General features: G+C 42.3%; 14 protein-coding genes and 2 pseudogenes. 12 read left to right on the top strand and 4 right to left on the bottom strand.

Going from position 1 to position 14679, the window contains the following annotated elements:
- Nucleotides 1–121: 121 nt before the first annotated feature.
- The 4 genes and pseudogenes from JHC35_RS08045 to JHC35_RS08030 form a co-directional block, all read right to left on the bottom strand.
- Complete coding sequence (locus JHC35_RS08045) at nucleotides 122–316, bottom strand: winged helix-turn-helix transcriptional regulator (protein ID WP_295043969.1); 195 nt, start codon at nucleotides 314–316, stop codon at nucleotides 122–124.
- A gap of 55 nt (nucleotides 317–371) precedes the next feature.
- Nucleotides 372–1295, bottom strand: coding sequence for a Wzz/FepE/Etk N-terminal domain-containing protein (locus JHC35_RS08040; protein WP_295043966.1), 924 nt, complete (start codon nucleotides 1293–1295; stop codon nucleotides 372–374).
- Nucleotides 1296–1324: 29 nt separating this feature from the next.
- Complete coding sequence (locus tag JHC35_RS08035; RefSeq protein WP_295043963.1) at nucleotides 1325–4075, bottom strand: SLBB domain-containing protein; 2751 nt, start codon at nucleotides 4073–4075, stop codon at nucleotides 1325–1327.
- 126 nt (nucleotides 4076–4201) lie between these two features.
- A pseudogene (locus tag JHC35_RS08030) lies at nucleotides 4202–4435 on the bottom strand (integrase core domain-containing protein); the annotation flags it as partial.
- A gap of 113 nt (nucleotides 4436–4548) precedes the next feature.
- Here JHC35_RS08030 and JHC35_RS08025 point away from each other — a divergent pair.
- The 12 genes and pseudogenes from JHC35_RS08025 to JHC35_RS07970 all read left to right on the top strand — a co-directional run.
- Nucleotides 4549–7125, top strand: coding sequence for an AAA family ATPase (locus JHC35_RS08025; protein WP_295043961.1), 2577 nt, complete (start codon nucleotides 4549–4551; stop codon nucleotides 7123–7125).
- 31 nt (nucleotides 7126–7156) lie between these two features.
- Complete coding sequence (locus tag JHC35_RS08020) at nucleotides 7157–7492, top strand: hypothetical protein (RefSeq protein WP_295043958.1); 336 nt, start codon at nucleotides 7157–7159, stop codon at nucleotides 7490–7492.
- A gap of 55 nt (nucleotides 7493–7547) precedes the next feature.
- Nucleotides 7548–8477, top strand: a complete 930-nt coding sequence (locus tag JHC35_RS08015) for a diguanylate cyclase (protein WP_295043955.1) — start codon at nucleotides 7548–7550, stop codon at nucleotides 8475–8477.
- A 67-nt stretch (nucleotides 8478–8544) separates the two neighbouring features.
- Nucleotides 8545–8679 carry a 50S ribosomal protein L34 gene (gene rpmH / locus JHC35_RS08010; protein WP_013459438.1) on the top strand — a complete coding sequence of 45 codons (135 nt, stop codon included), beginning with the start codon at nucleotides 8545–8547 and terminating at the stop codon, nucleotides 8677–8679.
- An 11-nt stretch (nucleotides 8680–8690) separates the two neighbouring features.
- A complete protein-coding gene (gene rnpA, locus JHC35_RS08005) occupies nucleotides 8691–9017 on the top strand; it encodes a ribonuclease P protein component (protein ID WP_295043952.1) in 327 nt (108 codons plus the stop codon).
- Entirely contained in the window at nucleotides 9014–9346 is a 333-nt protein-coding gene (gene yidD, locus JHC35_RS08000; RefSeq protein ID WP_295043949.1) for a membrane protein insertion efficiency factor YidD, read from the top strand. Before rnpA ends, yidD begins: the two co-directional genes overlap by 4 nt.
- Nucleotides 9340–10959, top strand: coding sequence for a membrane protein insertase YidC (yidC, locus tag JHC35_RS07995; RefSeq protein ID WP_295043945.1), 1620 nt, complete (start codon nucleotides 9340–9342; stop codon nucleotides 10957–10959). The genes yidD and yidC overlap by 7 nt, the downstream gene beginning before the upstream one ends.
- The gene (locus JHC35_RS07990) at nucleotides 10946–11884 is read left to right on the top strand and encodes a Jag N-terminal domain-containing protein (RefSeq protein ID WP_295043944.1); all 939 of its coding nucleotides are present in this window, start codon (nucleotides 10946–10948) and stop codon (nucleotides 11882–11884) included. The genes yidC and JHC35_RS07990 overlap by 14 nt, the downstream gene beginning before the upstream one ends.
- A complete protein-coding gene (gene mnmE / locus JHC35_RS07985; RefSeq protein ID WP_295043972.1) occupies nucleotides 11878–13227 on the top strand; it encodes a tRNA uridine-5-carboxymethylaminomethyl(34) synthesis GTPase MnmE in 1350 nt (449 codons plus the stop codon). The genes JHC35_RS07990 and mnmE overlap by 7 nt, the downstream gene beginning before the upstream one ends.
- The gene (gene ruvX, locus JHC35_RS07980) at nucleotides 13227–13625 is read left to right on the top strand and encodes a Holliday junction resolvase RuvX (RefSeq protein ID WP_295043941.1); all 399 of its coding nucleotides are present in this window, start codon (nucleotides 13227–13229) and stop codon (nucleotides 13623–13625) included. Before mnmE ends, ruvX begins: the two co-directional genes overlap by 1 nt.
- 51 nt (nucleotides 13626–13676) lie before the next feature.
- Complete coding sequence (locus tag JHC35_RS07975; protein ID WP_295043938.1) at nucleotides 13677–14147, top strand: RNA pyrophosphohydrolase; 471 nt, start codon at nucleotides 13677–13679, stop codon at nucleotides 14145–14147.
- Nucleotides 14147–14679 (top strand): annotated as a pseudogene (locus JHC35_RS07970) (aspartate kinase); the annotation flags it as partial. The gene JHC35_RS07975 and the pseudogene JHC35_RS07970, both read left to right, overlap by 1 nt.

Raw genomic sequence — 14679 nt, 5'->3', positions numbered from 1 at the left:
TGCACTTATGAGTTGAATTGGAGATACATTTCCAACTCAGCCTGTAGCACTTCGTATTCTCTTTTTTTAGACTCTACAAACTTGAGTGTAAGAGCTATTTTTTCTTTTATCCCTGCATCTGTTAGGAGGTAACGGTAACTTGTTTTTTCTCGGAGCTTAAAAAGCGTTCACCTTTAAGAAGACCTTTGTCTATGAGAGCTTTAAGAACATAGTTGACCTTGCCCACACTGTAGCCGATCTCATTAGAAAGGAAGCGTTGAGAGGTAATACCCTCCGCCCGTCGCAACATCATTAGTTCTAGTTCTTCATTACTCAAGTTTGTTACCTTTTGTTTTTAAAAATGTTCGGGATTGTACACTTATAGCCAAAAGCTACGCTAGTACTTCCTCTTTATCCTTGCGGATAAATTCGAGTAAAAAGATACCGAAAATCCCAAGAATGAGAGATGTCACAAACGATACAACAACAATCAATCCTCGCTTAGGACCTTCTTTATCTTTCTCATATGCAACACTTGGAGCTGTCATTATTTTCACATTATAATAATCACTCGCTTGGGCTAAAACTTTTTTCTGAATCAGTGTCGACATCAACCCAGAGAGCTGTGTTTTGAGGGCAAGATCGCTGGTTTTTTGCAGCTCTTGATCATAATACGTGATCTTTTTTTCCATATCCGAAAGTTCATTAGCACGAAGAGAATTCGATGCTTTGGTCAAAAAGAGCATCACTATCTCTTTTGCCAATACAGGATCAGGATCACTGTAGCCCAGCGTAATCACTGAGGTTTTTTTATCAGCGCTAATAATGAATTGAGGCTTTATTCTTTGATATGTTTTAAAGAATAAATCATCCTTTTCTTTGGGTGTCATTTCATTGAGTGTTTTTTTAGGAGAGCGTTTAAATAAATGATATAAAGCATCGTTCCCCAATGCAAAACGGTAATTTTTATCCTTATCTGCTGCATTAAGACGCTCAAAAAGCTTTGTTTGCATCAAAAATGTTCGCATCCAACTGTAGTCATTAAGATAGAGTTGATAAGCACCATCAGGTGTCATACTGCCTTTACCGACATCAACTCCTGCTAAACCCGCTAATGCCCCAAGATCACCCATCGAGGAAGAGGCTGAACCCCCTTGTGGTACTAACACCGCCTGAGAGTGATAAATATTGGGCTTTGTTAGAGTCCATAAAGCACTTAACAACGTCACGACAAGAGTAAAGGCTATCAACTTTTTTTTGTGCTTCCCAATCGTCCGTGCCAGTTCACGTAAATCAATCTCATCTTCTTTGATCACGGCTTGCGTATTATGTGGCATTTGTTCCATTAAAAAGATCCGATTGTATGGAGTGCTGCAACGGATACTGCCATTTGATAGATAATAGCCGTAATGTCTTTCGCAAACTGGATACCGCCAAAGGTATTAATTTTAATAGGGACAATCACAGTATCTCCCGGTCCTACAGAGGCGTTAGCACTAAAGAAGCCACGACTACGAGGCTCTGCATCCCCATCACTATGAACAACAAAAATATTGCTGGTATCCGCACTCTCTTTGATTCCCCCTGATTTTTCAATATAGTCATCGATCGAGTAAGATGCATTGTAAATCGTGGCATTAGGATTAAGAACTTCTCCTTGAACGAAAACGCTCTCATCTTTTTCTGGGATATAAAGGGCATCTCCATTTTTGAGCACTACATCCGAATTGTTCCCTTGAAACTTTTGAAGATCGGTGTCGAGATGAATCGACAAACGACCAACAAATACAGTTTTCTCAATTTCTTCTTTAAGCATCGCGATCATATTAACAGCCTGCATTTTATCGGCTGGATTTTGCCCCGCTTGAGTCGGCTGAGAAGCAGCAAATAATATTCGATCTTCCAAGCTTTTAATCTCTCTCTTCGCCCCCTCTTGTTGACGTTGTTTGAGCTCTTCACGTGTAAATACGGCCGCTTTGGTATAGGCACCCTCAGTAAATCCACCCGCACGTTGGATAAGATTAGAGAGATGCTCCCCATCTTCGATAGCGTATTCACCGGGATACTTAACTTTACCCATGATTTTGACCACTTTACGCTCATTCCATTTAGGAATTTTAAAAACGGTCACTTCGTCATAATTGCTAAGAAGAGGAGAAAAATCTGACATTGCTTGTGCTACAGTAAGATTTTGAACTATTCGAGTACGGATATTATCAACAACTTTATATCTGATAATTTCAATTTTATCCGTACTTGCTTTATCTGTCATCCCCCCTGCCGCTAAAATTATATCTTTGAGGGTTGTTGCCTCTGAGATAGGATAGGTCCCAGGCTTATACACTTCACCACTAATAGTCGCTTGTTTGATGGGATTTGTCGTAAAGAATCCAATCGTTCGAATATCATCAAATTCTTTAAGTGGCACGACTTTTTCTTTTATCGTATCAACGACACGAACCTTTAGCGTCATTGCTACTGGATCTGAAGAGACGATTGTGACTTTTTTTCGATCAATTGGACATGTTGTCCCAACGGTGTTCATCAACGATTCAAAGGTCATCTTATCAAAAAAGCGGTATTCACCTGGGCGTGCGATACATTCTCCAGAAATTTTCACAATTGAGGGTGGAGTAACCGTAGAACGATTTAAAATAAAGAGTTGATCACGACTGTAAAGGGAAACTTTTTCTTCTCCATTAAGCACTTTTGCCAGTGAAAAACCGATAATTTCTTCTTTTAGATCGGGCTTAATCCGTTTAATGATCGCATAATCAAAATAGGTATCTTCGAGAAAAACACCTCGTAATGTATTTTGAGCAATTTCTTGTTTGAAAAAGTCTCGTACTCCCATCCCCTCTTTTGGCAATGGCCAGAATCCAGGTTTGACAATATTCCCATAAAGGGTAATTCCACGTAGATTACTCATATCAAGACCATGCACATAAACACTATCTTGATCCATTGCGACCATTTTCTTAGCTTCTGCTAGAGAAACATTTAAGGCGCTTATCCTTTGATGCGCTTCGTATCTCGTAATTCGGATATCATTTTTGCTTGCATTAGCACTTAATCCGCCAGCGAGGGCTATTAACTCTCCGATCGTCGTACTATTTTTAGCCTCATAAATCGCAGGGCGTTTGACATCTCCGTCAATGACAACACTTTTTCCCATCACAGGGACGACAATGATATCACCCGCTTGTAGCAAAGGATCACTTCGACCACTACCTCGGATAATGGTATACAAATCAATATCTTTATAAACTCGTCCACCTCTCTTGATGAGGACAGAACGCATCGAACCATTTTTAGATAATCCACCCGCCGAAATAAGCGCCTCTTTTACCGTCGAAAATGAGCTGACATTATAGATACCCGGAGTAGCTACTTCTCCTGCCAATGTTACTTGAATCGTCGAAAATTGGGTAATATTAACCGTCACACCAACATTGGGGAATGCTGACATCAATGCATCACTAATTGTTTTTTTGGCATCTGCAAAACTGAGTCCTGCAATATGCAATGGACCGAAAGAAGGGATGATAATATTTCCCTCTTTATCCACCGCAAGGGACATATTGTCACTTTTTGGTCCATACAATATGATCGACAAAACATCTTTTGGAACCAATCGGTAGTTCTCAGGGACAGGAAGTGATGAGAGATCCATCCCATTTTTATTGGAAAAGAATTCAAATCCATAGCGTTGAAGTGCTGATGCTTGTCCTCTGATCTGGCGCGAAATAAGACGCTTGGCATACTCATTGGTATTTTCTACGCTAAGGGGAGAACGATATAATTCTTTTACATCAGTACCAATAAAAATAGGCTCTTCTTTTTTCTTTTCATCACCCTTTTTGTCAGCGTCTACTTTGTTAACAGGCTCTTCCGTAGTAGCCGTTGGTGCAGTAGAAGGCTTAGACGCTTGATCCACCTTTTGGAGCACTTCACTTGCAGTAACCCCTTTTTGCGCCATCACCTGTTGTGCTTGAGGCGAATTCAAAATATTCGGATTCGATTTGATCGCTTGGACTATTGATGCACTCGGCACGCCCCCAATATCTTCCGCATTCACAGAAAGTGCAAGTATCATAAATAATGCTATGATTTTTAGAAATTTCATCTACTCTAATCCATCCTTTTTAAAATCTGACTAAACTGTCCCCATTTGTCAAGACAAACTTTTCACTAATTTTATTTCCCATTAGCACCTCTAACCTCATGCCGCTTTTTGAACTGTTTTGAGATAATAATTCATCGGTTGTTTGTATCCAATAGATGAATGAAATCTTTCAAAGTTATATTTGTAGATATAGTTTTTTACCCCCTCTTTTAGTTCAGATATAGACTTGTAGTCGCTTATGTAGATATTGCCGTGTTTTAGAGTTCTGAAAAATCTCTCGATGGCTATATTATCGATACTCCTACCTTTGCCGTTCATGGAGATTTGTATGAAAATTTGAGGGCATTATAATGATGTATCCTTTTGCCCATTTGATTTAGAAAACTTGACAACAAGTGACTCAAAGTATTATAATTTCTCCAACTCACTTAAGGAGATTTGCGATGCAAAATATTTTTGAAAAACTTACCCACCAAATGAGCGAGATGATTGAATCGTCAGTCTCTTTGGCATTACACAATAAAAACAGTGAAGTTGAACCACTCCATTTCTTATGGGCATTGCTTGCCAATAGTAATTCCCCGCTCAATCAAATGCTCAACAAAATGAGCATTGATAAAACAGCGATTGAACTTGATGTCAAAAGTGCGGCATCCAAACTCCCGAGTGCTTCGCATCTCACTAAAGAGAATATCCGTCTTTCGCGCAATTTTGCCCATTCACTCGAAGTAGCGCAAGGGGAGATGGCGAAAAATGGCGATGGCTTTTTGGCGATTGACACCTACCTTATTGCCAATTTGCCAAACGATCCGTTTAAATCGATTTTGGGAAAATACGTTGATTTGCGCGAACTCGCTAAAACCTTTGAAGCTTCACGCGCAGGACAAAAAATCGAATCGCAAACGGCGGATGAGACGCTGGAATCGTTGAGCAAATATGGGATTGATTTAACGAAAATGGCGGTCGAGGGGAAACTCTCTCCAGTGATTGGGCGGGATGAAGAGATTGGTCGGATGATGCAAATTTTGATCCGTAAAACGAAAAATAATCCAATTTTATTGGGCGAACCAGGGGTGGGAAAAACGGCACTGGTCGAAGGGCTAGCGCAACGAATTATCGCTAAAGAGGTACCGCTAAGTCTTCAAAACAAAAAAGTGATTGCGCTGGACATGAGTGCCTTAATTGCGGGGGCAAAATACCGAGGGGAGTTTGAAGATCGCCTCAAAGCGGTGATCAATGAAGTGAAGCAATCCACCAATACTATCCTCTTTATCGATGAGATTCACACCATCGTAGGAGCTGGGGCATCGGAGGGGTCGATGGATGCGGCAAACATCCTCAAACCGGCTCTTGCTCGGGGAGAATTGCATACTATTGGAGCAACAACGCTCAAAGAGTACCGCAAATATTTTGAAAAAGATGCGGCATTGCAACGCCGTTTTCAACCCGTTCACGTCGACGAACCCAGTGTCAATCAAACGTTACAAATTTTGCGGGGGCTTAAAGAGCGTTTGGAAGCGCACCACAGTATCACCATCGCGGATTCAGCCCTAATTGCAGCGGCAAAACTCTCCGATCGTTATATCGGGGATCGTTTTTTACCCGATAAAGCGATTGATCTCATCGATGAAGCGGCCGCCGAATTGCGGATGCAAATCGAATCCGAACCCAATGCGTTGGCAAGTGTGAAGCGTACCTTAACCCATTTACAAGTGGAAAAAGAGGCGTTGAAGATGGAAACCTCTTCGGCTAATACCAAACGCCTCGAAGAAATTGAGCGAGAATTAGCCGATGCGATGGAAGCTCGTCGAGGATTAGAGGGGCAATTTGCCCATGAAAAAGAGGTCTTTACTAAAATTGCGAAGATTAAATACGAGATTGAAGCTAAACGTCGTGAAGCGGAGATGGCCAAACAAATTGCCGATTTTAATAAAGCGGCTGAAATCGAATATGGACAAATCCCCAAACTTTTCGAGGAAGAAAAAACGCTTCAAGAGACGTGGAAAGGGATGGTTGCAGTCGGAACATTGCTGAAAAACAGTGTCGATGAAGCTTCTATCGCAGGGATCGTAAGTCGTTGGACGAAAATTCCCGTGAACAAAATGCTTCAAAGCGAAAAAGAGAAAATTCTCCATATCGAAGAAGAACTCAATCATGACGTGGTTGGGCAAGAAAAAGCGACCCACGCCGTAGCCCGTGCGATCAAACGGAACAAAGCTGGGCTTTCCGATAAAAGCCGTCCTATTGGGTCATTCCTCTTTTTAGGGCCTACGGGGGTGGGGAAAACCCAAACGGCGAAAACCTTGGCGAAATTTTTGTTTGACAGTGCTGAGTCGATGATCCGCATTGATATGTCGGAGTACATGGAAAAACACGCCGTATCACGTCTCGTCGGTGCGCCTCCGGGATATGTGGGGTTTGATGAGGGGGGGCAACTCACCGAAGCGGTACGCCGTAAGCCTTACAGTGTTATTTTGTTCGATGAGGTTGAAAAAGCGCATCCTGATGTCTTTAACGTGTTACTTCAGGTACTCGATGATGGGCGACTGACTGATAATAAAGGGGTGGTCGTTGATTTTACCAATACGATTATTATTTTGACTTCCAATATCGCCAGCGATAAGATTATGGCACATCACGGCGATCCGAAACTCGAAGCGATGGTGCTTGGGGAACTTAGACAACATTTTAAACCCGAATTTTTGAACCGTTTGGATGATGTGGTGGTCTTTAATCCCTTGGGTGAAGCGCAGATCCTTAGCATCATCGATCTCTTCTTTAGAGACATTGCGGCAAAAGTCGAAGAACGGGATATTAGCCTTACTCTCACTGAGAGTGCAAAACGGTATATTGCCAGTGCTGGTTTTGACCCTGTGTATGGGGCGAGACCGTTAAAACGGGCGTTGTATGAGATTGTGGAAGATCGTTTGGCCGATTTGATTTTGGGCGGTGAAGTGATTGAGGGATCATCGGTGATTTTTGATGTGATTGAGGATGAAATAACGGTCTCTGTGGCGTAATAGCACCATGAAAAAAAGACTTTTACTACTAATGATTTTTATGGGTACGTGGGCATTAGGGTGTACGGGCGATTGCATGACCTGCCATCCTGCATTGCTTAAAAACATTAACCACGATAAACGACATAAACCGATGCTCACGTGTATCCGATGTCACAGTGCCGATCCCGCTAAAATGGGAGATTGTGGGAGTGATTGTTTTGCCTGTCACCCCATTGCCAAAATTGAGGGAGCTAAGGTCAAAGAACACCGTGTGATCCGAGGATGTCGGGATTGTCACATGAAACTTAAAGCCTCTATCTTGATGGATACGTTACCAAAAGGGGAATCGGTACAACCTACGTTAAGAGATTTGTTAAAACCGTAATCGTTGTGAGGCTATTCTTGCTATAATTCAAAAATGTGTGCAAAAAGGTGATTATTTGAAGTGGCAAGCAACAGATGAAAAAGCAGTAGTGCTGATTGTGGATGATGCAAGTGTGAATGTGCGTGCATTGCAACATATTCTCAAAGATGAGTATCACATTAAAACCGCGTCAGGTGGAGTGGAAGCTTTGGCATGCATTGCCCAAGAGCCCAATTTGGATTTGATTTTATTGGATGTGAGTATGCCCGATATTGGGGGATATGATTTATGCAAAAAACTCAAAGATGACCCTAAAACTGCCGATATTCCCATTATTTTTTTGACAGGCAAAGATTCCAGTGCCGATGAAGAACATGGACTTTCGTTAGGGGCGGTTGATTACATTACCAAACCCATTCGCCCTGTGATCGTCAAAGCACGCATCAAAACCCATGTCACCCTCAAACGACAATATGATCTTTTACGTGCGATGGCAACGCGTGATGCGTTGACAGGATTGTATAACCGTCATTATCTTTCCGATGCCCTCAAAGGAAAAATTTCTCAAGCGATTTGCAGTGAAACTCCTTTGTCCTTAATGATTATTGACATTGACCATTTTAAACAAGTTAATGACACCTATGGGCATTTAGTAGGGGATATTGTCCTAACTTCTGTGGCGAAAGTACTCTTAGAACAGGTGCGAGCAGACGATATTGCTGCTCGCTTCGGGGGAGAGGAATTTGTAGTAGTGTTGGAGAACTGTGGCGTACATGATGCCTGTATCAAAGCAGAAAAAATCCGAAGCATTATTGAAAACCTTCATCCTGAGGGGATTAGGGTCAGTGCCAGTTTTGGGGTGGTGCAATTAAGCCATCATATTAACCGTTCCTCAAAATTGCTCAATCACGCCGATAAGGCATTGTATCAAGCCAAAGAGAGTGGACGTAATAAAGTTGTCGTTTGTCGAGAGAAAACAAGTAAGGTTAGCCGTACGCTAGGATAAACTCTAATAGCGGTTTAAGTAAAATTTGGCTACGATTCCGAGCTAAAAACACACAAAGGGAATGTCTATGAAAAGAACATACCAACCGCACAATACGCCACGTAAACGTACGCATGGCTTTCGTGCACGTATGGCAACGAAAAATGGTCGTCGCGTTTTGAATGCTCGTCGTGCCAAAGGTAGAAAACGATTGGCTGTCTAAACAGTCATTCAATGTTGAAGCTCAATGGAGAGTTTCAGCGAGTTTATAAGCGTGGGAAGAGTGCGCATAGTACTTCTATCGCGCTATTTTACCTCCCCATTGAGGGAGAAAAAAAAGTCGGATATACTGCCAGTAAAAAAGTAGGTAATGCCGTGATCCGAAACCATTGTAAACGACGGCTTCGGGCTTTGATGTGCGAGTATTCAGATCAGCTTTGTGAGGGGTGCTATGTATGGGTTGCAAAAGCTCCCCTTCATACGCACGATTTTACCGATATTCGACGAGATTTTAAATACGTTTTAAAGCGAGTAAATGCCATCGTGATGAGTGATCTATGATAAGAAAATTTTTTCTTAATCTCCTTTGGCTTTATCGACACTCTTTTTCTTTGGTGACGCGCGGTTCGTGCCGTCACTACCCCTCTTGTTCTGAGTATGCCCTTTGGCAATTTGAAAAAAATTCTCTCCCAAAAGCGTTTTTTGCCACTTTTTTACGCATTCTTCGCTGCAATCAACTCTTTCGTGGTGGTATTGATTACCCAATTATTGCAAAACCAAGGATAAACCCCTCTAATCTATCATTAATTACGGTAAAATATTGGTATGTTCCTTACAAACAGAAGTATTTTCTGATTAAAAATTTTAACTATAAAGGGTTCAAGTGTTAGAAAAATTATCTCCCAATCAACGTTTGTTGTTTGCCGTTGCGCTTTCGTTTGCGTTTTTTATTGGCTATACAACGCTCTTTCCTCCCCAAGTACCTGCTGGTACAGATACCAATAAATCGGTTCATTCTGTCGCCTCTTCCCAAAATGTCGCTGAGTCAATGGGTGTAAATCCTAGTGTAGAAGCCAATAATACCAGTGCCGTTTCTACTATTAAAGCAACAAATAGTGATAGTTTGGTCACGATTAAAACAAAAGAGTTTACGCTCAAAGTGGATACCCTTGGGCGTATTGGATCGGTGGTATTGAACAATGCCAAACATGATAATAAAGATGGAAAATTAGCCGAATTGATCCCCACTGAGGGAGCCAAACCCTTACAAATTCGTTTTGCTGATGCGTCATTGGATGCCGTGGCGCAAAAAACACCATTTGTGAGCAATGTAAGCGCGATTGCTTTAGGAGAAAAGGGGAAAGCCGAGGTGATCCTAACGCAAGTCCTCCCTACGTGTACGGTCACAAAAAATATTGTTTTCTTCGCTGATGGTCATTATGAAGCAGCGATCCATCTTTCTAATGACGAAAAGTATTTTCTCTATCTCGGACAACATCCTAAGATTAATGATAAGATGATGACCGTGATTGGGGATATGGTCTATGCAGGCGATGGCTTAACGACTATTTTTAAAGATGGGGATGTTGAGGGGCGTGAACTCTTCACAGATGTCCATTTGCTATCAGCATTTGATCAATATTATGCGACCATTTTTTACGGATTTGATAAAGCGACCCAAGTAGTCGTAGAGCGGGATATTCATGATAATCCTGTGAGTTATTTGGAAGGGACAAAAAATTTTGCGTTTAAAGGGTACATTGGACCTAAAGAGTATAAAACACTTCATGCGATTGATCCTGTTTTAACCAACGCGATCGAATTTGGCTTTTTTACTTTTGTGGCGGCACCTATTTTTAAAGCACTAATGTGGTTGCATAGTATTTTTGGCAATTGGGGATGGTCTATTATCGCCCTAACGGCACTCATTCGTGTTTTCTTGTACCCTTTGACCCAAAAGGGTATGGTCTCTATGCAAAAAATCAAAGAGATTGCCCCTCGTATTAAAGAAGTGCAAGAAAAATACAAAGGGGATCCGCAACGTATGAATGCTGCGGTGATGGAGATGTATAAAAAGCATGGAGCCAATCCTTTGGGGGGATGCTTACCGTTGTTACTTCAAATCCCTATCTTTTTTGCCATCTATCGTGTATTGCTTAATGCCGTAGAGCTTCAAGGGGCTGAATGGATCCTTTGGGTGCATGATTTGTCGCGTATGGATCCTTATTATATTCTCCCTATTTTGATGGGTGCGACCATGTTTTATCAACAAAAAATTACCCCCAGTAATTTTACCGATCCGTTACAAGAGAAAGTGTTTAAATTTTTACCGTTGATCTTTACGTTCTTTTTCTTCACCTTCCCAGCAGGGTTGGTGTTGTACTGGTTTGTTAACAATATTTTTTCCATCGCACAACAATACCTTGTGAATAAACAATTTGCAGCAGCCAAAGCACATCGTCATGAAGTGCATATTGCGGAGAAACATCATGAAAAAAATTGAAGCAGATACCCTAGAGCAAGCCTATGCTCAAGCGGCCAAAGAGTTTGCATGTTCGGTCACGCAACTTCAAGTTGAAATTATTCAATTCCCCTCTAAAGGGATTTTGGGGATGTTTAAAAAACCTGCTATTATTGTAGCCACTCCTATTGCTCCTATTGCTCCTATTGCTCCTATTGCTCCTCCTGTTACTCCTGAGCCAGTCGTTATTAAAGAGGTGGTTATTAAAGAGATAATCGAACCCAAAGTGGTCGTACCTCAACCCCTTCCCACGCCTGTTTTAGTAGAAGCTTTGGTTCCGCCTACATCCAACACTACTACCGTAGAACACCCTAAAACAGAAATCCTTTTGGATGATGCTGCGTTAGATACTCGTGATGAAGCGTTGTTTATGGTACCTGAGGAAGATGAAGAGGATGACTTTTACGATAATAACACCATGGATTTGGCGTACGATGAGATGCCCATTGATGAGTGTGCTGTGGATGTCAAAGCCAAAATTACCCACCTTTTTGCCTCGACGTGTTTTAATCTCAATGAAATCAAAGTTTTTGCGTATGATGAACATACCTTGTTGGTCGAGATCAGTGGTGCCGATTCTGCGTTGATGATTGGTAAAGAGGGGTATCGCTATAAGGCTCTCTCTTATATGTTATTTAACTGGATTAATGCGACGTATGGATTGCAATTACGTCTGGAAATTGCCGAATTTTTGAAAAATCAAGAAGAGTCCATTGAGCGGTACCTTATTGGGGTGTGTGAAACCGTTGATCGTGATGGACGCGCTCAAACCAAAGTGCTTGATGGCGTTTTGGTGCAAATTGCTTTGACCCAACTGCGCAACCGTTATCCCAATCGCTACGTGGCTATCCGCTCCAACCGCGAGGGTGGCAAGTTTATTATCATTAACAGCTACCACGAATATTAATGGATCACACGATTGTCGCCATTGCCACTGCGCATGGTATCGGCTCCATTAGTATCGTTCGCCTCAGCGGTTGTGAGGCGTACTCCATAGCCTTAAAGCTTTCTCGAAGAGAGAAACTCACCCCCCGTTACGTTACGTTAACCCCCTTGTATGATGGATCGATTGCCTTGATTGATGAAGCGATTGTACTCTACTTCCAAAATCCTAAAAGTTTTACAGGGGAAGATGTGGTGGAATTTCAGTGTCATGGTGGGATGATAGTGGCACAACAGGTGATGCAATCGTGTCTTTCTTATGGAGCTGTTTTGGCACAACCGGGAGAATTTAGCAAACGGGCTTTTTTAAATGGTCGGTTGGATCTTACGCAAGCCGAGGCGATTGCGTCATTAATCGAAGTGAAAAGCGATGATGCTGCTCGTATTTTGGCCCGTCAAATGCGGGGTGAATTGCGTGGGTATGTCGAAAAAATTCGGGATGCGTTGATCGAAATTTTGGCGTATTCTGAAGTGGTCATTGATTATGCCGAAGAGGATTTGCCTCCTGATGTGGTGGAGCAAATTATCTATAAATTGCACGCCATTCAAGAGGAATTGTCCAAAACCATTGCTTCCAGTCACCGTCGTAGTGGGTTGATGCAGGGGTACCGTGTGGCAATTATTGGTAAGCCTAATGTGGGGAAAAGTTCATTGCTTAATGCGTTATTGGACTATGAACGTGCGATTGTGAGTGATATTGCAGGGACAACGCGAGACACCATTGAAGAGTCGGTGCGTATTGGTACCCATCTGATTCGTTTGGTCGATACTGCAGGGATTCGACACGCAAATGATGAGATTGAACGTATTGGAATTGAACGCTCCATTGCAGCTATTGAACACGCAGATAGGGTGATTGCTGTGTTTGACTCTAGTCACACCATGGAGTGCGAGGATGAGGCGATTATTGCCTTGATTGAGGAATATTCTCCCACTAAACCTTTTGTATGTGTTCTTAATAAAGGGGACTTGCCTCTACACTTTCCTGTAGAAAAAGTGGCGCGTTATTCCCCTATTTTTCTAAGTTGCAAAGGAGATGTCAATCCGTTAATTGAGGTACTGGGGCGTAGTATGGATCATGATAACGATTCTGAGGAGATGATGCTCATCTCTCAACGGCAAATTGGCGCAGCCTCAGAGGCACTCTGCGCCATTGATGAGGCATACCAACCGCTTCAAAGTGGTGAATTAGAACTGTTTTCGTTTCACATTAACCAAGCGATCCGCGCTATTGGTGCCATTACTCGCCCCTATCAACTCGATGAGATGTTTGATAAGATGTTTGGGCAATTTTGTTTGGGGAAATGATGGGTGCCACGATCGCCATTGATTTGGGACTTAAACGGATTGGATTAGCGTTAAGCTATGGTCAGGGCATCGTCACCCCTTTGGGTGCCATTGAGCGTAAAAATCGTCATCAAGCCGCTATTGAAGTGAAAAAAGTACTGGATGAGTATCAAGCCCTCACTGTGGTCATTGGAATTCCTATGGGAAGTACCACCGAAGATGAAATGCGTCGGAGAGTGGCACATTTTATGAATTTGGTCGATTTTTACGGAGAAATTGTTTATCAAGATGAATCGTACAGTTCCCAAGAGGCACAAGAGCTTATGAAAGGGGAAATTACCTACAAACGGGATGGTCGAATTGATTCCCTTTCGGCTAAAATTATTTTGGAACGGTACCTAAAAATTATCGGATTTTAATCGCGAATCGTTTACAATACGCCCCAAAATTAACCATAAAGATTACCACTTATGAGCCAAGAAAAAATATATCGTCCCAATGTTGCTGCGATTATCGTCTCTAGCAACTATCCCGATCAAAAAGAGATCTTTATCGCTGAACGTAATGACATGAAAGGGGTCTGGCAATTTCCTCAAGGGGGAATTGATGCAGGGGAGACCCCTGAAGAAGCCCTTTTTCGTGAGTTAAAAGAGGAGATAGGAACCAAAAAGGTGGAAATTATTGCTCAATATCCTCAATGGATTTCATATGATTTTCCGGTGAGTGTTTCGGACAAAATGGCACCCTTTTCTGGGCAAAAGCAACGCTATTATTTGGTTCGACTGAAAAAAAGTGCTGTGGTTAATCTTGATACCAAACATCCCGAGTTTGTGGCACACCGTTTTGTGGGTATCGATACGTTGTTAGGGGAGATTGCCCATTTTAAAAAACCTGTCTATGAGGCAGTGATTGAGTATTTTAAAACGGAAGGATATTTATAATGCTAATTGTCCAAAAATTTGGGGGAACGAGTGTTGGAGATTTGGAGCGAATCCAAAATGTTGCCAATCGTGTTTCTCAAACGCTCAAAGCAGGGCATCAAGTAGTCGTAGTTGTCTCAGCGATGAGTGGGGAAACCAATAAACTGTTAGATTTTGCCCAACACTATACCCAAATGCCTAAGCGCAGTGAAGTGGATATGCTTCTAAGCTCAGGGGAACGGGTTACGGCAGCCTTGTTGTCGATTGCCCTTAATGCGATGGGACATTCAGCTTCGTCGATGAGTGGTCGACGTGCGGGGATTGTAACTGACAGTGTCCATACCAAAGCCCGTATCGAAAGTATCGATCCCCAATTTATGCGTGCAGAGTTAGCCCAAGGCAATGTTGTTGTGATCGCAGGATTTCAAGGGGTGAACGAACAAGGTCACGTAACTACTTTGGGTCGTGGAGGGTCAGATCTCTCTGCTGTGGCGATTGCTGGGGCGTTGGAAGCGGATTTATGTGAAATTTATACCGATGTCGATGGGATCTA

Source organism: Sulfuricurvum sp. (genome assembly GCF_022759005.1).
In the GTDB taxonomy this organism is placed as follows: Bacteria; Campylobacterota; Campylobacteria; order Campylobacterales; family Sulfurimonadaceae; genus Sulfuricurvum.
Note: the sequence above shows the minus strand (reverse complement) of the source record. Positions and strands in the feature narration are given on the sequence as shown.

Bases quoted from the DNA above. Each gene is read 5' to 3' on its own strand.
- JHC35_RS08035 (WP_295043963.1), bottom strand. From the start codon at position 4,075: ATGATACTTGCACTTTCTGTGAATGCGGAAGATATTGGGGGCGTGCCG.
- JHC35_RS08025 (WP_295043961.1), top strand. From the start codon at position 4,549: ATGCAAAATATTTTTGAAAAACTTACCCACCAAATGAGCGAGATGATT.
- JHC35_RS08020 (WP_295043958.1), top strand. From the start codon at position 7,157: ATGATTTTTATGGGTACGTGGGCATTAGGGTGTACGGGCGATTGCATG.
- rpmH (WP_013459438.1), top strand. From the start codon at position 8,545: ATGAAAAGAACATACCAACCGCACAATACGCCACGTAAACGTACGCAT.
- rnpA (WP_295043952.1), top strand. From the start codon at position 8,691: ATGTTGAAGCTCAATGGAGAGTTTCAGCGAGTTTATAAGCGTGGGAAG.
- yidD (WP_295043949.1), top strand. From the start codon at position 9,014: ATGATAAGAAAATTTTTTCTTAATCTCCTTTGGCTTTATCGACACTCT.
- JHC35_RS07990 (WP_295043944.1), top strand. From the start codon at position 10,946: ATGAAAAAAATTGAAGCAGATACCCTAGAGCAAGCCTATGCTCAAGCG.
- ruvX (WP_295043941.1), top strand. From the start codon at position 13,227: ATGGGTGCCACGATCGCCATTGATTTGGGACTTAAACGGATTGGATTA.
- JHC35_RS07975 (WP_295043938.1), top strand. From the start codon at position 13,677: ATGAGCCAAGAAAAAATATATCGTCCCAATGTTGCTGCGATTATCGTC.